The 19,277-nt window shown below is 58.5% G+C and carries 16 protein-coding genes; 5 read left to right on the top strand and 11 right to left on the bottom strand.

Annotation, left to right across the window (positions count from 1 at the left end; genetic code table 11):
- Nucleotides 1–39: 39 nt before the first annotated feature.
- From arcC to arcD (WG29040_RS08160), 4 genes are all read right to left on the bottom strand, one after another.
- Nucleotides 40–969 (bottom strand): carbamate kinase, encoded by a 930-nt coding sequence (arcC, locus tag WG29040_RS08175; protein WP_003440653.1) that lies wholly within the window; start codon nucleotides 967–969, stop codon nucleotides 40–42.
- Nucleotides 970–1,112: 143 nt separating this feature from the next.
- The gene (locus tag WG29040_RS08170) at nucleotides 1,113–2,123 is read right to left on the bottom strand and encodes an ornithine carbamoyltransferase (protein ID WP_003440656.1); all 1,011 of its coding nucleotides are present in this window, start codon (nucleotides 2,121–2,123) and stop codon (nucleotides 1,113–1,115) included.
- A 77-nt stretch (nucleotides 2,124–2,200) separates the two neighbouring features.
- A complete protein-coding gene (arcA, locus tag WG29040_RS08165; RefSeq protein WP_003440658.1) occupies nucleotides 2,201–3,457 on the bottom strand; it encodes an arginine deiminase in 1,257 nt (418 codons plus the stop codon).
- 33 nt (nucleotides 3,458–3,490) lie between these two features.
- The gene (gene arcD, locus WG29040_RS08160) at nucleotides 3,491–4,918 is read right to left on the bottom strand and encodes an arginine-ornithine antiporter (protein ID WP_003440661.1); all 1,428 of its coding nucleotides are present in this window, start codon (nucleotides 4,916–4,918) and stop codon (nucleotides 3,491–3,493) included.
- A 449-nt stretch (nucleotides 4,919–5,367) separates the two neighbouring features.
- Here arcD (WG29040_RS08160) and arcD (WG29040_RS08155) point away from each other — a divergent pair, with 449 nt between their 5' ends.
- Nucleotides 5,368–6,795 (top strand): arginine-ornithine antiporter, encoded by a 1,428-nt coding sequence (arcD, locus tag WG29040_RS08155; protein WP_003440663.1) that lies wholly within the window; start codon nucleotides 5,368–5,370, stop codon nucleotides 6,793–6,795.
- Between the two features lie 48 nt (nucleotides 6,796–6,843).
- Here arcD (WG29040_RS08155) and WG29040_RS08150 read toward each other — a convergent pair whose 3' ends face one another.
- The 7 genes from WG29040_RS08150 to gap all read right to left on the bottom strand — a co-directional run bounded on the left by WG29040_RS08150 (nucleotide 6,844) and on the right by gap (nucleotide 13,918).
- Nucleotides 6,844–7,263 carry a YbaN family protein gene (locus WG29040_RS08150; protein WP_051060445.1) on the bottom strand — a complete coding sequence of 140 codons (420 nt, stop codon included), beginning with the start codon at nucleotides 7,261–7,263 and terminating at the stop codon, nucleotides 6,844–6,846.
- 58 nt (nucleotides 7,264–7,321) lie between these two features.
- Nucleotides 7,322–7,930 (bottom strand): biliverdin-producing heme oxygenase, encoded by a 609-nt coding sequence (locus tag WG29040_RS08145; RefSeq protein ID WP_003440671.1) that lies wholly within the window; start codon nucleotides 7,928–7,930, stop codon nucleotides 7,322–7,324.
- 112 nt (nucleotides 7,931–8,042) lie between these two features.
- On the bottom strand, nucleotides 8,043–10,640 hold the full coding sequence (locus WG29040_RS08140; RefSeq protein WP_010655929.1) for a TonB-dependent receptor: 2,598 nt from the start codon (nucleotides 10,638–10,640) through the stop codon (nucleotides 8,043–8,045).
- A gap of 131 nt (nucleotides 10,641–10,771) precedes the next feature.
- A complete protein-coding gene (locus WG29040_RS08135) occupies nucleotides 10,772–11,677 on the bottom strand; it encodes a FecR domain-containing protein (RefSeq protein ID WP_256681537.1) in 906 nt (301 codons plus the stop codon).
- A 99-nt stretch (nucleotides 11,678–11,776) separates the two neighbouring features.
- Nucleotides 11,777–12,295, bottom strand: a complete 519-nt coding sequence (locus WG29040_RS08130; protein ID WP_003440680.1) for an RNA polymerase sigma factor — start codon at nucleotides 12,293–12,295, stop codon at nucleotides 11,777–11,779.
- Between the two features lie 152 nt (nucleotides 12,296–12,447).
- Nucleotides 12,448–12,912, bottom strand: a complete 465-nt coding sequence (locus WG29040_RS08125) for a methylglyoxal synthase (RefSeq protein WP_003440683.1) — start codon at nucleotides 12,910–12,912, stop codon at nucleotides 12,448–12,450.
- Between the two features lie 4 nt (nucleotides 12,913–12,916).
- Nucleotides 12,917–13,918 (bottom strand): type I glyceraldehyde-3-phosphate dehydrogenase, encoded by a 1,002-nt coding sequence (gap, locus tag WG29040_RS08120; RefSeq protein ID WP_127195984.1) that lies wholly within the window; start codon nucleotides 13,916–13,918, stop codon nucleotides 12,917–12,919.
- A 209-nt stretch (nucleotides 13,919–14,127) separates the two neighbouring features.
- Between gap and edd the strand changes: the two genes are divergently transcribed.
- From edd to WG29040_RS08100, 4 genes are all read left to right on the top strand, one after another.
- Nucleotides 14,128–15,954, top strand: coding sequence for a phosphogluconate dehydratase (edd, locus tag WG29040_RS08115; protein ID WP_127195983.1), 1,827 nt, complete (start codon nucleotides 14,128–14,130; stop codon nucleotides 15,952–15,954).
- Nucleotides 15,951–16,907, top strand: coding sequence for a glucokinase (locus WG29040_RS08110; protein WP_003440697.1), 957 nt, complete (start codon nucleotides 15,951–15,953; stop codon nucleotides 16,905–16,907). The genes edd and WG29040_RS08110 overlap by 4 nt, the downstream gene beginning before the upstream one ends.
- Before the next feature lie 77 nt (nucleotides 16,908–16,984).
- A complete protein-coding gene (locus WG29040_RS08105; protein ID WP_003440699.1) occupies nucleotides 16,985–17,722 on the top strand; it encodes a response regulator in 738 nt (245 codons plus the stop codon).
- Nucleotides 17,712–19,172 carry an ATP-binding protein gene (locus WG29040_RS08100; protein WP_127195982.1) on the top strand — a complete coding sequence of 487 codons (1,461 nt, stop codon included), beginning with the start codon at nucleotides 17,712–17,714 and terminating at the stop codon, nucleotides 19,170–19,172. The genes WG29040_RS08105 and WG29040_RS08100 overlap by 11 nt, the downstream gene beginning before the upstream one ends.
- Nucleotides 19,173–19,277 lie beyond the last annotated feature (105 nt).

Raw genomic sequence — 19,277 nt, 5'->3', positions numbered from 1 at the left:
TGAGGGGTAAAGGGCAGACCGCCAGGTCTGCCCCCAGGTTCAAAAATAGCTGATGCCGGGCTTTTCAGTACTGACCCGGGTACCCGCCTTCCCTTGAACGATAGCTTCGATATCCGCCAGGGCGCCAATTACGGCGGTCTTGCCGGTTTTGCGGGCAAACTCGCAAGCTGCCTCGACTTTAGGGCCCATGGAGCCATTGGCGAAGCCGAGTTTTTCCAGCTCGTCCGGGTGCGCCTGGGCAATAGCTTTTTGCGAAGGCTTGCCCCAGTCAATAAAGGCCGCGACGACGTCAGTGGCGATTACCAGCAAGTCACTTTTCAGCTCCTGGGCCAGCAACGACGAGCACAGGTCCTTGTCGATGACGGCCTCGATGCCCTTGAGGTTGCCGTCCTCGCCATACATGGTCGGGATCCCGCCACCGCCTGCACAAATGACGGTGGTGCCTTTTTCCAGCATCCACTTGATCGGACGGATTTCGAAAATGCGCATGGGTTTCGGGCTGGCCACTACACGACGAAACTTGTCACCGTCCGGGGCGATGCTCCAGCCTTTTTCCGCAGCAAGGCTTTCAGCTTCGGCCTTGCTGTAAACCGGGCCGATCGGTTTGGTCGGGTTCTGGAACGCCGGGTCTTTCGGGTCGACCTGAACCTGGGTCAGCAAGGTGGCGAGCGGCGTTTCCTTGGGTAATACGTTGCCCAGTTCTTGCTCAATCATGTAACCGATCATGCCTTCGCTTTCAGCGCCCAGCACGTCCAGCGGGTACGGGTCGACGGCAGTGTAAGACGCCGCCTGCAGCGACAGCAGGCCTACTTGAGGGCCATTGCCGTGGGCCACCACCAGTTCGTTACCGGGGGCGATGAGGGCAATTTGCTGAGCAGCGGTGCGGATGTTTTCACGCTGGTTCTCTGCAGTCATGGGCTGACCGCGACGCAAAAGGGCGTTACCGCCCAGTGCTACGACGATACGCATAAAAATGTCCTTATAAAAAACGGGGAGCGGCTCGAGTCCCGCTGGAGCCGAGCTTGCTCGCGATGCAGACGCCCCGGTCATTGGTCCTGCTCCGGGGTGATGGCATCGCCGGCAAGCCGGCTGTCGCACGAAACCAGCGGGCCTTAGATGTCAGCCAGTGCTGCTACCAGGATTGCCTTGATGGTGTGCATGCGGTTTTCTGCTTGCTCAAAGGCAATGTTCACCGGTGACTCAAACACGTCTTCGGTCACTTCAATACCGTTTTTCAGGTTTGGATGGTGCTCGGCCACATCCTTGCCGACTTTGGTTTCGCAGTTGTGGAATGCGGGCAGGCAATGCATGAATTTCACCCGTGGGTTTTCTGCCGCTTTGATCATCTCGGCATTGACCTGATACGGCAGCAACAGCTTGATGCGCTCGTTCCAGGCTTCAACGGGCTCGCCCATCGATACCCATACGTCGGTGTGGATGAAGTCCACGCCTTTGACCGCCGCTTTAGGGTCTTCGGTCAGGGTGATTTTAGCGCCGCTTTCTTTGGCGAATTCCTGGCACTGCTTCACGAATGACTCTTCTGGCCACAGGCTTTTCGGCGCGCCGATGCGCACGTCCATGCCCAGCTTGGCGCCGATCATCAGCAGCGAGTTACCCATGTTGTTGCGGGCATCGCCCAGGTACGCGTAGCTGATGTTGTGCAGCGGCTTGTCACTGTGTTCGCGCATGGTCAGCGCGTCAGCGATCATTTGCGTCGGGTGGAACTCGGCGGTCAGGCCGTTGAATACCGGTACGCCTGCGTACTTGGCCAGCTCTTCAACGATTTCCTGGGCAAAACCACGGTATTCGATGGCATCGAACATGCGCCCCAGAACCCGGGCGGTGTCTTTCATGCTTTCTTTGTGACCGATTTGCGAAGAAACCGGATCAATGTAGGTCACGTGCGCACCCTGGTCATGGGCGGCCACTTCAAACGCGCAACGGGTGCGGGTTGAGGTTTTCTCGAAGATCAGGGCAATGTTTTTGCCTTTCAGGTGCGGCTCTTCGGTACCGGTGTACTTGGCGCGCTTGAGATCGCGGGACAGATCCAGCAGGAAGTGCAGCTCACGGGGAGTGTGATGCATCAGGCTGAGCAAGCTGCGGTTTTTCATGTTAAACGCCATGGGGATCTCCTGGGTTTCTGGTTAACCGGCTTGCGCCGTCCCTTATGGGGCGGGGCGCAAGCAATCTAATGAATGAATTAATAGTCAATCGGGTCGCGGATGATCGGGCAGGTCATGCAGTGGCCGCCGCCACGGCCGCGACCCAGCTCGGAGGCGCTGATGGTGATTACTTCGACTCCGGCTTTGCGCAGCAGGGTGTTGGTGTAGGTGTTGCGGTCATAACCGATCACCACACCAGGCTCCAGGGCCACCACGTTGTTGCCGTCATCCCACTGTTCGCGTTCGGCGGCAAAGGAGTTGCCCCCGGTTTCGACCACGCGCAGAGCCTTGAGGCCAAGGGCCTTGGCTACCACTTGGAGGAAGCTGGCTTCTTCACGGCGCACGTCTACGCCGCCGGCTTTGCTTTCGTCCGGATACAGCGAGAAAGCAACAATCTGGTTGACCACTTCAGGGAAGATCGTCACCAGATCGCGGTCGCAGAAGCTGAATACCGTGTCCAGGTGCATTGCGGCGCGGGACTTGGGCAGGCCCGCGACGATGACCCGCTCCACTGCTTTGTTCTTGAACAGGTTCTGCGCCAGCTGGCCGATGGCCTGGCGTGAGGTGCGTTCACCCATACCGATCAGGACCACGCCTTTACCGATAGGCATAACGTCGCCGCCTTCGAGGCTGGCGTTGCCGTGGTCGATGGTCGGGTCGCCGTACCAGATCTGGAAGTCAGCGTTGGTGAACTCAGGGTGGAACTTGTAGATCGCCGTGGTCAGCAGGGTTTCCTGACGACGGGCCGGCCAGTACATCGGGTTCAGCGTCACGCCGCCGTAGATCCAGCAGGTGGTGTCACGGGTGAACTGGGTGTTGGGCAGCGGCGGCAGGATAAAGCTGGTGTGACCCAGGAAATCGCGGAACATCTGGATGGTCTTGCCACCAAAGCTGTCCGGCAGATCGTCGGCAGACACGCCGCCGATCAAGTACTCGGCAACCTGGCGTGGTTCGAGGCTTTTGATCCAGGCTTTGACTTCACTGACCAGGCCGATGCCAACCTGATCGGGTGTGACCTTGTGATCCAGAATCCAGTCCAGCGCTTCCGGCATGGCCACGATGTCGGTCAGCAGGTTGTGCATTTCCAGCACATCGATGCCGCGGTCACGCATCTTGGTCACAAAATCGAAGTGGTCGCGTTTAGCCTGGTTGACCCACAGCACGTCATCAAACAGCAGTTCATCGCAGTTGCTCGGGGTCAGGCGCTGGTGAGCCAGGCCCGGGGAGCAAACCATAACCTTATGCAGCTTTCCGGCTTCGGAATGTACGCCGTACTTCACTTTTTCCGTGGTCATTACAGTCATCCTCCAAAGTGCATAAACAGGGTTTTACAGGGTCAGGAAGCCGTCGTAGAGTCCATAGGCCGCCACCAGGGCGCCAATCACTACTGCGGCAAAAATCACTTTCTCGATATTGGTGAAGACGGGTTGGCCACTCTCATGTTTGGCCTTGGCGAACAGAATGACGCCAGGTGCATACAGCAGGGCCGAGAGCAGCAGGTATTTAAGGCCGCCGGCATAGATCAGCCAGATGGCATAGATCAGGGCGATACCGCCGATGATCAGGTCTTTCTTGCGTTCTCTCAGGGCGTTTTCGTAGGTCTCGCCGCGCACTGCCAGCAGGAAACCGTAGGCTGCGGACCAGAGGTAGGGCACCAGAATCATCGAGGTGGCCAGGTAGATCAGCGACAGGTAGGTACTGGCCGAGAACAGGGTGATCACCAGGAACAACTGCACCATGGCGTTGGTCAGCCAGAGGGCATTGACCGGTACATGGTTGGCGTTTTCCTTTTTCAGGAAGGCCGGCATGGTGTGGTCCTTGGCCGCCGAGAACATGATTTCGGCACACAGCAGCACCCAGGACAACAGGGCACCCAGCAGCGAGATGATCAAGCCGACACTGATCAGTACCGCTCCCCAGTGGCCCACTACGTGCTCAAGCACGGCAGCCATCGACGGGTTCTGCAGTTTTGCCAGTTCCGGTTGAGTCATGATGCCCAGCGACAGCACGTTCACCAGTACCAGCAACAGCAATACGGTGATGAAGCCGATCACGGTGGCTTTACCCACGTCAGAGCGTTTTTCGGCGCGGGAGGAGAAGATACTCGCCCCTTCGATACCGATGAACACCCAGACGGTGACCAGCATCATGTTGCGCACCTGATCCATCACACTGCCCAGACTCGGGTTTTTCAGGCCCCAGATGTCACTGGTGAAGATGTCCAGTTTGAACGCGAACAGGGCAATCAGGATAAACAGTACCAGCGGCACTACCTTGGCAACGGTGGTTACCAGGTTGATGAACGCTGCTTCCTTGATCCCGCGCAACACCAGAAAGTGCACGGCCCAGAGCAAAATCGAGGCCGCAATGATGGCTGCCGGGGTATTGCCTTCGCCGAAGATCGGGAAGAAGTAGCCCAGGGTGCTGAACAGCAGCACGAAGTAGCCGACGTTGCCCAGCCAGGCACTGATCCAGTAGCCCCAGGCCGATGAGAAACCCATGTAATCGCCAAAGCCGGCCTTGGCATAGGCGTAAACGCCGCCGTCGATATCCGGTTTGCGATTAGCCAGGGTCTGGAAGACGAAAGCCAGGGTCAGCATGCCTACCGCAGTGATTGCCCACCCGATAAGAACAGCGCCTACATCGGCACTTGCAGCCATGTTTTGGGGCAGTGAAAAAATACCGCCGCCAATCATTGAGCCGACTACCAGCGCAACCAATGCACCCAGTCGAAGTTTTCCAGGAGTATCAGACATTTGTAGTGACTCCAATCTAGGAGAAGTGAGGCCTAAAGGTTAGTCCGTTGGTTTTTTGAGCCAGTTGACTTAGATCAGGGCATTACTACATTCCATTGTTAGTAGTGAAGAGAAGTCGCCATTGCGGCTTATTTTGACGCGCTCTGGAAAGCGTGTTCCAGACAGGGATACTCTCGGTTGACGCTGCAGCTTTACTGCATTTGCGTGGGGATTGAAGCTAGACAGTATTTTCAGATTTGCAAATGTGATTGCGAGGTTTCATCTGCCGGTCTAAAAATTAAAATGTCATTTACATATGAGTTGTCTTTTAGGTTTCAATAGAAAAGGTTGTTATTAAAAAAAGCTTACTTATGGCTTAACCTTAATGAACGTTCAGGGTGCAGTTATATTTAGCCAGCCAGCGGTTGTGACCGGATGCCCATTAATAATTAACTGAAAAAGAGGTGGCAATGTCACAGCAGGCACACAAGCTTCGACTCAACGCCCTGATTGCGTTGGTGGTCGGCTCAATGATTGGCGGCGGTATTTTTTCTTTGCCACAAAATATTGCCGCACATGCTGCTGGCGGTGCCGTGTTGATCGGCTGGGGGATCACGGCAGTGGGCATGCTGGCGCTGGCCTTTGTCTTCCAGACACTCGCCAATCGCAAGCCAGAACTGGACTCAGGTGTATACGCCTATGCCAGGGCCGGCTTTGGTGACTACATGGGGTTCTCATCGGCCTGGGGCTACTGGATCAGTGCCTGGCTGGGCAACGTCGGCTACTTCGTGCTGCTGTTCAGCACTCTGGGCTATTTCTTCCCGATGTTTGGCCAGGGCAACACACCGGTTGCCATCGGCTGTGCCTCCTTGTTGCTGTGGGGCGTGCACTTTTTGGTATTGCGCGGAATCAAGGAAGCAGCGTTCATCAACCAGTTGACCACTGTGGCGAAAATTGTCCCGATCGTGATGTTTATCGTGATTGCAGCGGTAGCCTTCAAGGCGGACATTTTTACCCGGGATCTGTGGGGCAGCGGTGCGCCAGATCTGGGCAGCGTGATGGACCAGGTGCGCAACATGATGCTGGTCACCGTGTTTGTGTTTATCGGTATCGAAGGCGCCAGTGTGTACTCGGGCAGGGCCGAAAAACGCTCGGATGTGGGCAAGGCCACGGTGATCGGTTTTCTCGGGGTGCTGGCGTTGCTGATGCTGGTGAATGTGCTGTCGCTCGGGGTCATGACCCAGCCGGAGCTGGCCAGTCTGCAGAACCCGTCGATGGCCGGTGTGCTGCAGTATCTGGTAGGGGACTGGGGGGCGATCCTGATCAGCATCGGGCTGGCCATTTCGCTGTTGGGGGCGTTGTTGTCATGGGCGCTGCTGTGCGCCGAAATCCTGTTTGCCACATCAAAGGACAAAATGATGCCGGCGTTCCTGAAAAAGGAAAACGCCAATCATGTACCGGTTAACGCCTTGTGGCTGACCAACTCGATGATTCAGATTTTCCTGATCATCACCCTGGTGTCGTCGGGCACCTACACCAGTCTGATCTATCTGGCGTCTTCGATGATTCTGGTGCCCTACCTGTGGTCGGCCGCCTATTCGGTATTGTTGTGCATACGAGGAGAGACCTACTCGCTGGCGAGCAGGCGGCGGGTCAAGGACCTGCTCGTGGCCGCGGTCGCTTTGATTTATGCCATGTGGCTGCTGTATGCGGCGGGCCCCAAATACCTGCTGCTCTCGGCTTTGCTGTATGCCCCTGGGGTGTTGTTTTTTGCCAAGGCCAAGCGGGAGCAGGGTGAGCCGCTATTCAAGCACTGGGAGAAACTGATTTTTGCTGCGGTATTGTGCGCGGCACTCTCGGCGGCGTACGGGCTTTATAGCGGCTTGCTGACCCTGTAATGCGATCAACCCATAACCCTGTGCCTGCGCCCGCAGCAGGGTTGCGGGTCAGTGGTTCTGCGGGGCGGTAGCCGCCTTGGGCAGGCGCTCTGGCCGGGACCAGATCCACAGGTTGCCCATGCTCATGCCGGCAATGGCGAGGAATACGGGCCAGTCGTGATCCAGCACATACAGCATCAGCCCGGCACAGAGCAGCATGCTGACCGTGGCGCTGACTTTGGCTTTGCGCTGGATGATTTTGCCGTTGCGCCAGTTGCTCAGAATCGGGCCAAACAAACGATGGTTCTCGAGCCAGGCACTCAGGCGTGGTGAGCTTTTGGTCGCGGCCCAGGCCGCAAGCAGAATGAATTCAGTGGTCGGCAGGCCCGGAATCACTATTGCGATCAGGCCAATGCCCAGGCTCACGTAGGCCAGCAGGCCAAACAGCACGCGAGCTATTTTCGACGAGGATTGAGTTTGGCGGGTCATAAGCTCAAGACGCATGAAAGGACGCCCGGCCAGCGAGTGCCGGCCGGGCAGGTCAAGCTTAAGCCAGTTCCGGTTCAGCAGCGTAAGCGTGTTCCAGTAATACGGTGAAACGTTCGAAGGCGGCCACTGCACCCTTGTCCAGCTCAGCTTCTTCTTCGGTGCTGAGATCCAGGCCGTCGAGGGTTCTGATGAAGCTCTTCCAGCCTTCGGCGCGGCCGCCTGCAGGCTCACCCAGATGGCGAGCGCCGAACGTGTCGCTCAGGCCCAGGCCAACAGCACGCTTGATCAGGAACGCGGCACCGAGCTTGGAACCTTCGGATACAAAAATCCAGCCCAGGGCTTCGGCTTTGCTCGGTGCGGTCACTGCGCCGGCAACAGGTGCAGGGACTGCAGTGTCGAGGTCGGCCAGATCGGCCCTGGCTTGCTCGGCACGGCAACGCTCTGGCAGATCCGGAACGATTTCTTTCAGGGCCGGGTCGGTGTACAGGGCTTTGAGTTCTGACTGAAACAGGTATTGGGCCACAACAAAACGGGCAAAGTTAGGCACGGTTGCAAAGGGCGAATGTGCCTTGACCAGGGCGTCGAGCTTTTGGTGCGGCTCGTTGGTGATCTGGTTCAGGCGTTGCGAGCGCAGGGTCGGGCGCTGTGCGGAATCTGGAGTATTCATGCAAATGTCCTTGAGAATGAGATGCGCTTTGTAACTAGACGAACCAGAAGACGCGTCACAGTAAAAAATCCTCACTGCGCAGCCTGAATGGACTGCGCAATGGGGCTCGGGATCAGATATCCCACACCAGATTGATTGCGAAGTTGCGGCCCGGGGCCGTCAGGCGGTCCATGTTGGCGGGGTTGATGACCCCGGCTTCACCTACGCTGTCGTAGCCGCGAACATCATCCCAGTTCCAGTATTTCTTGTCGGTCAGGTTGTACAGGCCAGCGTTGACGGTGACGTCCCGGGTGACCTTGTAGAAGCCGGACAGATCGATCACACCGTAGCCCGGGGACTTGAACTGGGTGCTGGTGCCGTCGGGCGAGAAGAAGTTGCTGTCGTCGACCTGGTCCTTGCGTTTAACCAGGGTCCAGCTCACCAGAGCACCGTAGTTCTCTTGCTCGTAGCCAAGGCCGAGCACTGCTTTAAGCGGGTTGACGCTGTTGATCGGCTCGCCGGTGTCATCGTTTCTGCCGTGGGCATAAGCCACCGAGCCGATGTTGTACAGGCCATGGGGTGCACCGAACGCATCCAGATTCAAGCGGCCTTTGATTTCGGCGCCCTTGATGGTGGCGTGTTTGATGTTGTTGCTCTGGAACGTCAGCTCGTCGTAGCCGGGGGTGATCGCATCTTCATTGATGAAGTCGCGGTACTTGTTATAGAACACGGCAACATCGAATGAACCGGCATCGAAAGTACCGCGCAGCCCGGTTTCGAAGCTTTTGCTTTTTTCCGGCTCCAGATCCGGATTGGGCTCAACCGAATAGCCTTCCCCCAGATTGGTAAACCGGCCATACAGTGCTTTGGCGCTAGGTGTACGGAAACCTTCGGCGTACTGGCCGTACCAGGTGTACTCCTCGCTCAGGGCGTAGGTCAGGCCGAACTTGGGCGACAGGCGATGCCAGACTTTCTCCTTGTCACTGACACTGCTCTTGTCAGCGGCGGCCACCGTATTGAGGAACTCCTGAGTGATGTGTGGCGTGAGTTTGGTGTAGTCGTAGCGCAGCCCCGGCATGAAGGTCCAGTCGTTCCAGCTGATTTCGTCCTGGGCGAACAGGCTGTAGGTGTTGATGGTCGGGTCAGGGAAATCGCTGGATTTGACCAGATAGTCGCTTGGGCTGTTGGCGCCCACAGCCGAGCAGCCTCTGCCGACGGCCAGACATACCCCCGAACCGCTGCGCGAGCCGGTGACTTTCTGGTTTTTGACGGTGGCACCGTAGGTCAGCAAATGATCGGTGTCAGCGATCTGAAAGGCTTTATCTGCCTGGGCGTCCAGCACCCACTGTTTCTCTTCGTAGGTGGTATTGCGCGAGCGCAGCACATTCCGGGTGAAGGGGAAGTAGTCTTCCAGGGTGTTCTGGTCGGTCTTGGCGGTCTGGTAGTTCAGGCTCAGCTTGAGGTTGTCGGCCACGACGCTATCAACAACCATGCTGTTTTCGAGCCCGAAACGCTCGCGGCTGACGGTGTCGGTACCGGTGCGCGAGCGATACATGCCCAGTGGCTGGCCCTGGTTGAAGGGGCCGCCGACTGCGCTTTTTTCATTGGCGTCGATCCGGTTCTTGAATTTTTCGTAGGTGAAGGCCAGACGATCGTCATCGTTGTAGTTCCAGCCTGCCTTGGCCAGCACGTTGGTGGTTTTCACGTCTTCGGGGTTGGCGGCCGTGCGGCTCAGGCCGGTGCCGCCATGATTGCCATAGGATTCGGTTTCGTGGCCATCGCGCTGGCTCAAGTGCAGCAAGCCGTCAAAGTCACCTGCACGGCCGGCCACGGTGCCGGATTTCAGCCAGCTGCGATCGGCGGAGCTATAACCGGTTTTCAGACGTGCCCCGACATCCTGGCCCGGTTTGATGATGTCATCCGGGTCGAGGGTGAAATAGCTGACTGCGCCACCAATGGCATTGCTGCCGTAAAGAACCGACGCCGGGCCACGGAGGATTTCAACCCGTTTTACGATTTCGGGGTCGACATAGTTGCGCTGGGTCTTGGCGTAGGGGCCGTTGAAGAACGAGTCCGGAATTTCGACGCCGTCGACCTGGGTCAGGATCCGGTCACCGTCAATACCGCGAATGTTATAGCCGCTGACCCCGCCACGCTGGCCGGTGCCGCCCACCGAAACACCGGGTTCATAACGCACCAGTTCCTTGATGGTGTTGACGTTCTGGCGGTCGAGTTCCTGGCGGTCATGCACGGAAATAGTGCTGGGGACCGAGTTCACGTCCTGTTCCTGGCGGGTGGCGCTGATGGTCACCTGTTGCAGGGCCAGGGTGCCGCTGCTGTTGCTGCGCTTTTCGAGCACGATGTTGTTGTTGCTCAGCTTGCGGTAGCCCAGGTTAGTACCGATCAGCAGGCGATCCAGCGCTTTCTCCGGGGACAGGGAGCCACGTACCCCCGGTGAGGAAACATCCTGTCCCAGCTCGGCCGGCAAGCCGACCTGCCAGCCGGTCACGCTGGTAAAAGCGTTGAGCGCCGACACCAATGGCTGCTGGGAGATTGCAAACTTGTAATTGCCCACGGAGCGGGTGGCTGCTGGCTCATCGGTCGCGGCCATGGCCGGGGCTGCTTGCACACCGGCCAGGAACATGGCGACGGTCAACAACGACAACGTGCATTGCTGCAAGCCGCCCGAACGGGCGTTGGAGGAGGACCGGCGGTTGAAACGAGTGGGCATTGATAGCGCTCCGTGGTGAACGAATCTTATAGTTGCGAACATGATTCAAAATGCGAATCAGTTGCATTGACTACAACGAGACGTATGGCCCCTGGCAATCGAGTAAAAAAATATTCAATTAATCGGGCTGGTTAATTCAGGATCACCAGCGCCGGGTATTCCGAAAGGCTGCTCGAGGTGATGTGGGCCAGGGAGCGGACAATGTCCAGGGGCTGATCCAGCCGGTAATTACCGGTCACCGCCACGTTCGCCAGTTTGTCGTTGTTGCTCATGATCCAGCCGGGGTAATAGCGCCGGACTTCGTCCAGCACTTTGCCCATCGGGCAGTTTTCAAATACCAGACGACCCTGAACCCAGGCGAGGTCAGTCTGTGGGTTGAGCTTGACGGGCTGGCCGAATCCGTTGGGGCCGATGCTCACGCTATTGCCGGCAGACAAGCGCATTTGTGTGCCGGCACTTTTTACCCGCAGTTCAACATCGCCACGCTGTACCCGCACATGGGCTTCGCCATTGAGGTAGCTCACGGCGAAGGCGGAATCGCGCACGCTGGCGCGTACCGGACCGGCGTCAAGCAGCATCGGCAATTCCAGATTGGCCGGGACCTCAAAAAATGCCTCGCCTTGATACAGGCGAGCATTGCCCTGGGCATTGACCAGCTTGCTGGAAAACGCCGAGTTGGTGTTGAGCAGGACCTTCGAGCCGTCTTCGAGCTGCAGGCGCTGGCGTTCGCCGACCATGGTCAGGTGATCGGCTTGCAGACGTAAGGGCACGTTGCCGTAGCCACCCACGGTGATCACCAGCACGGCAGCGGCTGCCGCGTGTTTCCAGTAGCGGCTGACGCGGCGCATCACCCCGGGAGCACGGCGGGTTTGCAGGGTGTGGGCCGCGGCCAGCAACGGCTGCCCGTTCCACACGGCGTTGGCTTTGGCATAGGCCCGGGCATGGGCCGGGTCGGCATTCAGCCAGTCATTGAAGGCTGACTTTTGCGCATCGTTTGCGCACTCAAGGGTAATCAGCCAGTCCAGTGCCTGATCCATGGCGCTGTCTTGCAGCACCTCTTGAGCGGATTTGTGAGTGTCTGTCACAGATGTTCCTTGGCAGTCTCAGGACATTTTTGCAGGCTTCGAGGGTGAAGATTAAGGCCGACTCAGCCTGTCGGCTACCCCGATGCAGATTGCCATGATCAATTTGAGTTCCTTTTGGACGGTACTCAATGAGACGTCGAGCTCTTCGGCGATCTCTTGATAACTGCAGCCATGCAGGCGGCTGAGGATGAAAATTCGCTGCTGGCGTGCGCTTAACTGGCTCAGGCTCACACTCAAACGCTCCAGTAATTGTGCGGCTTGATGGGCTTCTTCGGGGGTGCTGAGGGGAGAGGCAACGCCCTCGATGACTTCAATCGGTACATCTTCAACCACTGTCCGGGACTGGATGCGCCGTGCCCGCAGATGATCAAGCGCCAGGTTGCGCGCCGTCTGGAACACAAATGGCTCAAGATGCTCGACCGCTCGTTCGCTCAAGGCCCGGGTCACGCGCAGATAGGTCTCCTGCAACAGATCCTCTGCGGTGCTGTGGTTGTTGACCATTCGCTCCAGCGTGCGCAGCAGGGTTACCCGTTGGGCAAGGAAGACTTGATTGAAGCGGGACTGACTCACTGTGTTACCCGACCGATTTTGAGCGAATGATAATGCTTATCATCCATGCCTTTGGTCAAGTGCTGTTTTGTGCGGGGGAGAATCTGTGAGGCCTTTTCCATCTGCGGGAGCTGGCTTGCCAGCCCCCACAGTGTGGATGAGGTGCTGGTGCCTTACACGCGCCCCTTGAGATAGGCGCTGTAATCGGGGATGCGATGCTCGTGGGGCTGGCTCATCAATGGGCTGCTGATCAAGTAATCGGCGCTGCACTCATTGCATGCCACCGGAATATTCCACACCGCGGCTACCCGCAGCAGTGCCTTGATATCCGGATCGTGGGGCTGGGGCTCGAAGGGGTCCCAGAAAAACACCAGCATATCGACCCGTTGCTCGGCGATCCGCGCGCCGACCTGCTGGTCGCCACCCAATGGGCCGCTGATCATGCTTTCGATCGGCAAGCCCAGGCGTTGGCTTAACAGCAAACCCGTGGTGCCAGTGGCGCACAGCTCGTGCTGGCTGAGCACTGTTTTGTGCCGCTCGGCCCAGTCCAGCAAGAAACCCTTGCAGTGATCGTGAGCCACCAGGGCGATACGCTTGCGCGCCGCCAGGGGGGCCGAGGTGAAGCTGATACCGATCATCGCGTTACTCCGCGTTACACAGCGCCAGGCAGTTATCGAGCATGCGGTTGGAGAACGCCCATTCGTTGTCATACCAGGCCAGCACTTTCAACATTTTGCCGCTGACTTTGGTGTGATTGGCATCGAAGATCGACGACAGCGGATTGTGGTTAAAGTCGCTCGAAACCAGCGGCAAGGTGTTGTACCCCAGGACTTTGGAGTGTTGGCTGGCCTCTTTGAACAGAGCATTGACTTCGCCCGCGCTGACTTCACGCTTGAGCTCAACGGTCAGGTCCACCAGTGACACGTTGATCACCGGAACCCGTACGGCCATGCCGGTCAGCTTGCCGGCCAGTTCAGGCAGCACCAGACCCACGGCTTCGGCGGCGCCGGTTTTGCTCGGGATCATGTTTTGGGTGGCCGAGCGCGCGCGGTAAGGGTCGGAGTGGTAAACGTCGGTCAGGTTCTGATCGTTGGTGTAGGCGTGAATGGTGGTCATCAGGCCGTTTTCAATGCCGAATTCGCGATGCAGAATTTGCGCTACCGGTGCCAGGCAGTTGGTGGTGCATGAGGCATTGGAAATAATCTGGTGCGATTGACGCAGGATGTCGTGGTTTACCCCGTAGACCACCGTCGCGTCAGCATTTTTACCCGGGGCGGAGATGATCACTTTGCGTGCGCCGGCGCTAATATGTGCCTCGGCTTTGCTGCGTTCGGTGAACAGGCCGGTACATTCAAACACCACGTCGATCTTCAGGGCGGCCCAAGGCAGTTCAGCGGGATTGCGAATGGCAGTGACGGCGATGCGGTCGCCATTGACGGTCAGGCTTTCCTGATCATGCTCGACCGTTGCGTCGAAAGTGCCATGAACCGTGTCGAACTTGAGCAGGTGAGCATTGATCGAGCTGTCGCCCAGATCGTTGATGGCGACGATCTGCAGGTCCTGACGGTAGCCTTGGGTATACAGTGCACGCAGGACGTTGCGGCCGATTCGGCCAAAGCCATTGATTGCGATTCGTAGAGTCATGGAAAGCGTCCGCCATCGATTTGTTGTTGGAATTACAAGATTATTCGCATAAAAATAGAAAACAAGCCATTTAAGTGGCAATATTTTGTTTTATCTACAACGAGTGACCTGAATCAACGGGTCCGAATGATTGAAGTCGCGTGTCTGCGCCCTTCGGTCAGCATAGGACACGTCCCGGTCGCCACATCCGTTAGCCTGGAGTTCAACACATGCATCCCCGCGTTCTTGAAGTCACCGAGCGTCTTATTGCCCGCAGTCGAGCTACCCGCGAGGCGTATCTGGCGCTTATTCGCGGGGCCGCCAGTGACGGTCCGCAACGCGGCAAGCTGCAATGTGCCAACTTTGCCCATGGCGTAGCCGGGTGCGGGGCGGATGATAAAAACAACCTGAAGCTGATGAACGCGGCCAACGTCGCAATTGTTTCGTCATATAACGACATGCTGTCGGCGCATCAGCCTTACGAGCATTTTCCGGAGCAAATCAAGCAGGCACTGCGTGAAATGGGCTCGGTCGGCCAGTTTGCCGGCGGTACCCCGGCCATGTGCGATGGTGTGACCCAAGGTGAGGCGGGGATGGAGCTGAGCCTGCTGAGCCGTGAAGTGATTGCCTTGTCGACGGCCGTGGCGCTGTCGCACAACATGTTCGATGCGGCGATGATGCTGGGGATTTGCGACAAGATCGTTCCGGGCTTGCTGATGGGCGCGCTGCGCTTTGGTCATCTGCCGACCATCTTTGTTCCGGGCGGGCCTATGCCGTCGGGGATCTCCAACAAAGAAAAAGCCGACGTACGCCAGCGTTACGCCGAAGGCAAGGCCAGCCGCGAAGAGCTGCTGGAATCGGAAATGAAGTCCTACCACAGCCCCGGCACCTGCACGTTTTATGGCACCGCCAACACCAATCAGTTGTTGATGGAAGTCATGGGCCTGCACCTGCCAGGCGCCTCCTTCGTCAACCCCTACACCCCATTGCGTGATGCGCTGACGCGGGAAGCCGCGCACCAGATCACCCGTCTGACCAAGCAAAACGGCAACTTCATGCCGTTGGGCGAGATCGTCGACGAGCGTTCGCTGGTCAACTCCATTGTGGCGCTGCACGCCACGGGCGGCTCGACCAACCACACCCTGCACATGCCGGCAATTGCCATGGCCGCGGGTATCCAGCTGACCTGGCAAGACATGGCCGACCTGTCCGAGGTGGTGCCAACCCTGTCCCACGTGTATCCGAACGGCAAGGCCGATATCAACCATTTCCAGGCCGCGGGCGGTATGGCGTTCCTGATTCGCGAACTGCTCGAGGCCGGCTTGCTCCACGAAAACGTCAATACCGTGGCCGGTTTTGGGCTGAGCCGCTACACCCGCGAGCCGTTCCTGGTAGATGGCAATCTGGTCTGGCGTGAAGGCCCGATTGAAAGCCTGGATGAATCCATTTTGCGGCCTGTGGCCCGTGCCTTCTCGGCAGAGGGCGGGCTGCGGGTGATGGAAGGCAATCTGGGGCGCGGCGTGATGAAAGTATCGGCGGTGGCACCCGAGCATCAAATTGTCGAAGCCCCGGCCCGGGTCTTCCAGGATCAGCAAGAGCTGGCCGACGCGTTTGCGGCCGGCGAGCTGGAACATGATTTTGTCGCGGTGATGCGCTTCCAGGGCCCGCGCTCCAACGGCATGCCCGAGCTGCACAAAATGACGCCGTTTCTGGGCGTCTTGCAGGACCGTGGCTTCAAGGTGGCACTGATTACCGACGGCCGGATGTCGGGCGCCTCGGGCAAAATCCCGGCCGCGATTCATGTCAGCCCCGAAGCCTCGATTGGTGGCGCTCTGGCCCGGGTTCAGGATGGCGACATGATCCGGGTCGACGGGGTCAAAGGCACATTGCAACTGCTGGTGGATGAGGCAGAATTCGCAGCGCGCACTCCGGCGATCGGCACCTTGAGCAATGCCGTGGGTACCGGGCGCGAGCTGTTTGCGTTTATGCGTCACGCCTTCAGTTCGGCTGAGCAGGGCGCGAGTACCTTCACCTCGTCTCTGGAAAACTTGAAATGAAACTGGCGCTGGTCGGTGATATCGGGGGGACCAACGCACGCTTTGCGTTGTGGGAAAACGACCAGCTGCATTCGGTCCGCGTACTGGCCACGGTGGACTTCGTCTGCCCGGAAGACGCCATCAGGCTTTACCTGCACGATCTGCAACTGGCCCCGGGGGCGGTCGGCTCGGTGTGTTTGTCCGTGGCCGGGCCGGTGAGCGGTGATGAGTTTCGCTTCACCAACAACCATTGGCGTCTGAGCCGTTCGGCGTTTTGCCAGGCGTTGCAGGTCGACAATCTGTTGCTGGTCAATGATTTCAGCGCCATGGCGCTGGGCATGACCCGCTTGCAACCCGAAGATGTGCGTCAGGTCTGCCCCGGCACTCCTGATCCGGCACGGCCGGCAGTGGTGATTGGCCCGGGCACCGGCCTTGGGGTGGGGACTCTGCTCAACCTGGGGGGCGAGCAGTGGATGGCGTTGCCGGGGGAGGGTGGTCACGTTGATCTGCCCATGAGCAACCCGCGTGAAGTGCAGCTGTGGCAGCACATCTACAACGACATCGGGCATGTCAGTGCCGAAACCGTTTTGAGCGGCAGCGGCTTGCCCCGCGTCTATCGGGCGATCTGTGCGGTAGATGGCCATACCCCGGTGCTGGACAGTGACCATGCCATCACCGCTGCGGCCCTGGCTGGAGACCCGCTGGCATTGCAGGTGCTGGAGCAGTTCAGTTGCTGGTTGGGGCGAGTGGCGGGCAACAATGTGCTGACCGTCGGCGGACGAGGCGGGGTGTATATCGTAGGCGGGGTGATCCCGCGCTTTGCCGATATTTTTCTGGCCAGCGGCTTTGCCCAAAGTTTCACTGACAAGGGCTGCATGAGTGACTACCTCAGGGGTATTCCCGTGTGGCTGGTCACTGCCCCTTACTCGGGTCTGATCGGTGCGGGGGTGGCGTTGCAGCAAGCGTTCGGCTGAACACCCGCAGCGATACTGTCGTCAGCAAGCCCGCGCCTGCATCAAGGGGGGGGTAAAAAACAATAAGGAACACCGCTGTGAGCGCACTCGGCAAATCAATTTTGCTGGTCGACGATGACCAGGACATTCGCGAACTGCTTGATATCTATCTCACCCGCGCCGGTTTTCAGGTACGTACCGTGGGTGACGGTGCCGGCTTTCGCCAGGCGCTGGAAGACACACCCGGCGATCTGCTGATACTTGATGTGATGTTGCCCGATGAAGATGGCTTCAGCCTGTGCCGCTGGGTGCGGCAACACCCGCGCTTTGCCACAATCCCGATCATCATGCTCACTGCCAGCTCCGACGAGGCTGACCGGGTGATTGGCCTGGAGCTGGGCGCAGACGATTACCTGGGCAAGCCTTTCAGCCCCCGTGAACTTCAGGCGCGGATCAAGGCGTTGCTGCGCCGGGCGCAGTTTTCCAGCGTCAATGTGACGGCCGGCAACGAGGTCATGGCCTTTGACGAATGGCGCCTGAACACTGTGACCCATCGCCTGTTTCATACCGACGGGGAAGAAGTGATCTTGTCGGGAGCAGACTTCGCCTTGCTCAAGCTGTTTCTGGACAACCCGCAACAGATCCTCGATCGCGATACCATCGGCAACGCAACCCGCGGCAGGGATCTGATGCCGCTCGACCGCATCGTCGACATGGCTGTCAGCCGTTTGCGTCAACGCTTGCGTGACACCGACAAGCCTCCCCGGCTGATCCGCACCGTTCGCGGCAGCGGTTATCAGCTGGCGGCCCAGGTCAGCGCCGTCCATGGCCTTTAAATTCCGGCCCCAAGTCCGTATCCCCCGTTCATTGCTCGGGCGCATGCTGTTACTCACCCTGCTTGCCATTTTGCTGGCGCAGACGCTATCGAGTGCCATCTGGCTCTCGCAATTGCGTACCACCCAGCTCGAAGGCCTGGTCACCAGTGCCCGCAGCCTGGCGTATTCGATGAATGCCACGGTGACGTACTTGCGGTCACTACCCCTGGCCTACCGGCCCATGGTGCTCGACCAGATGCGCAGCATGGGCGGTACGCGGTTCTTCGTAAGCTTGAATGACAAGCCGCTGGAGATGCCGGTGCTGCAGCCGACCCAGCGCAAAAAGGCGGTGCTCAGCGCGGTGGATCAAGTGTTGCGCCAGTCCCTGGGGGCTGATGTCGACATGACCGTGCAATTTGTCAGCCCCCGGGACTTGCGCATCTTCAATGCCGGCATGAGGCTCGAAGAGTTGCCGCGTTCCTGGGCGCATTTCGCCTTGACCCTGGAGCCGGTCAATCCGCCGGTACTGGTGACGCAAATTCAGATGGCCCCCGGCGAGTGGCTGTACATCGCCTCCTTGTTGCCCGAACCCTATACCAGCCTTGAGGAGGAAGGCCTGCCGGCCGTGCAGTTGTGGTTTATCGCCCTGAGCAGCATCTTCCTGCTGTTGTTTATCGGACTGCTGGTGCACTGGCAAAGTCGCCCGCTCAAGCGTCTGGCCCGGGCGGCGCGGGATATGTCGCTGGGGGAGGACAAGCTCAAGCCGGTGGAAATCGGTGGCGGCAGCGAAGTGGTGGAAGTCGGCCGGGCCTTTAATACCATGCGCGCCCGTATCAGCCGTTATCTGACGGAGCGCAGCCAGTTGTTCAGTGCCATCTCCCATGATTTGCGTACTCCCATCACCCGCCTGCGGCTGCGGGTCGAGTTGCTTGAAGACGAGCAACTGCAGCACAAGTTTGGCCGCGATCTGGATGAACTCGAGTTGCTGGTCAAAGGTGCACTGCAATGTGTGAAGGACACCGATATTCACGAAAATATCGAGCAGGTGGACCTCAATCTGTTACTCGATTGTCTGATAGAGCCTTATTTATTGCCCCAGGGAAATGGCCGTGTGACGTTACAGGGGCGAGCCCTCAAGCCTTACTCGGGCAAGCCCCTGGCCCTGCGTCGCTGCATGGGCAACCTGATAGATAACGCACTCAAATACGGAAAAAAAGCTCACCTGCGCATTGATGACAATGAGCGCGCCTTCGTTCTGACCGTTGACGATGAGGGCCCGGGCGTACCGGAGCAGCGTCTGGAACAAGTATTTGAACCGCACTTTCGTCTGGCCGGGCAGCAGCAGGGCTATGGTCTGGGGCTCGGTATTGCCCGCAGCATCGCCCATAGCCATGGGGGCGAAGTCAGTCTGCAGAACCTGCGCGTCGGCGGGCTGCGGGTCACTTTGTACCTGCCGCGAAATGCCGACTGATCGGGTTGATCTTTATGTAACCGGATCGTGACATTTGCGCGTCTCTTCGTTACGCGAGCCTGGGCGGTGATGGATACACTCTTCGGCAGCGCAAGCAAAAGACTT

Source organism: Pseudomonas sp. PAMC 29040, from assembly GCF_003994535.1.
Lineage (GTDB): Bacteria > Pseudomonadota > Gammaproteobacteria > Pseudomonadales > Pseudomonadaceae > Aquipseudomonas > Aquipseudomonas paraversuta.
This window is presented reverse-complemented; position numbering and strand designations above follow the sequence as displayed.

Bases quoted from the DNA above. Each gene is read 5' to 3' on its own strand.
- edd (WP_127195983.1), top strand. From the start codon at position 14,128: ATGCATCCCCGCGTTCTTGAAGTCACCGAGCGTCTTATTGCCCGCAGT.
- arcA (WP_003440658.1), bottom strand. From the start codon at position 3,457: ATGACCACGGAAAAAGTGAAGTACGGCGTACATTCCGAAGCCGGAAAG.
- arcD (WP_003440661.1), bottom strand. From the start codon at position 4,918: ATGTCTGATACTCCTGGAAAACTTCGACTGGGTGCATTGGTTGCGCTG.
- WG29040_RS08145 (WP_003440671.1), bottom strand. From the start codon at position 7,930: ATGAATACTCCAGATTCCGCACAGCGCCCGACCCTGCGCTCGCAACGC.
- WG29040_RS08150 (WP_051060445.1), bottom strand. From the start codon at position 7,263: ATGACCCGCCAAACTCAATCCTCGTCGAAAATAGCTCGCGTGCTGTTT.
- arcC (WP_003440653.1), bottom strand. From the start codon at position 969: ATGCGTATCGTCGTAGCACTGGGCGGTAACGCCCTTTTGCGTCGCGGT.
- arcD (WP_003440663.1), top strand. From the start codon at position 5,368: ATGTCACAGCAGGCACACAAGCTTCGACTCAACGCCCTGATTGCGTTG.
- WG29040_RS08125 (WP_003440683.1), bottom strand. From the start codon at position 12,912: ATGATCGGTATCAGCTTCACCTCGGCCCCCCTGGCGGCGCGCAAGCGT.
- WG29040_RS08110 (WP_003440697.1), top strand. From the start codon at position 15,951: ATGAAACTGGCGCTGGTCGGTGATATCGGGGGGACCAACGCACGCTTT.
- WG29040_RS08100 (WP_127195982.1), top strand. From the start codon at position 17,712: ATGGCCTTTAAATTCCGGCCCCAAGTCCGTATCCCCCGTTCATTGCTC.
- WG29040_RS08140 (WP_010655929.1), bottom strand. From the start codon at position 10,640: ATGCCCACTCGTTTCAACCGCCGGTCCTCCTCCAACGCCCGTTCGGGC.
- WG29040_RS08135 (WP_256681537.1), bottom strand. From the start codon at position 11,677: ATGGATCAGGCACTGGACTGGCTGATTACCCTTGAGTGCGCAAACGAT.
- WG29040_RS08170 (WP_003440656.1), bottom strand. From the start codon at position 2,123: ATGGCGTTTAACATGAAAAACCGCAGCTTGCTCAGCCTGATGCATCAC.
- gap (WP_127195984.1), bottom strand. From the start codon at position 13,918: ATGACTCTACGAATCGCAATCAATGGCTTTGGCCGAATCGGCCGCAAC.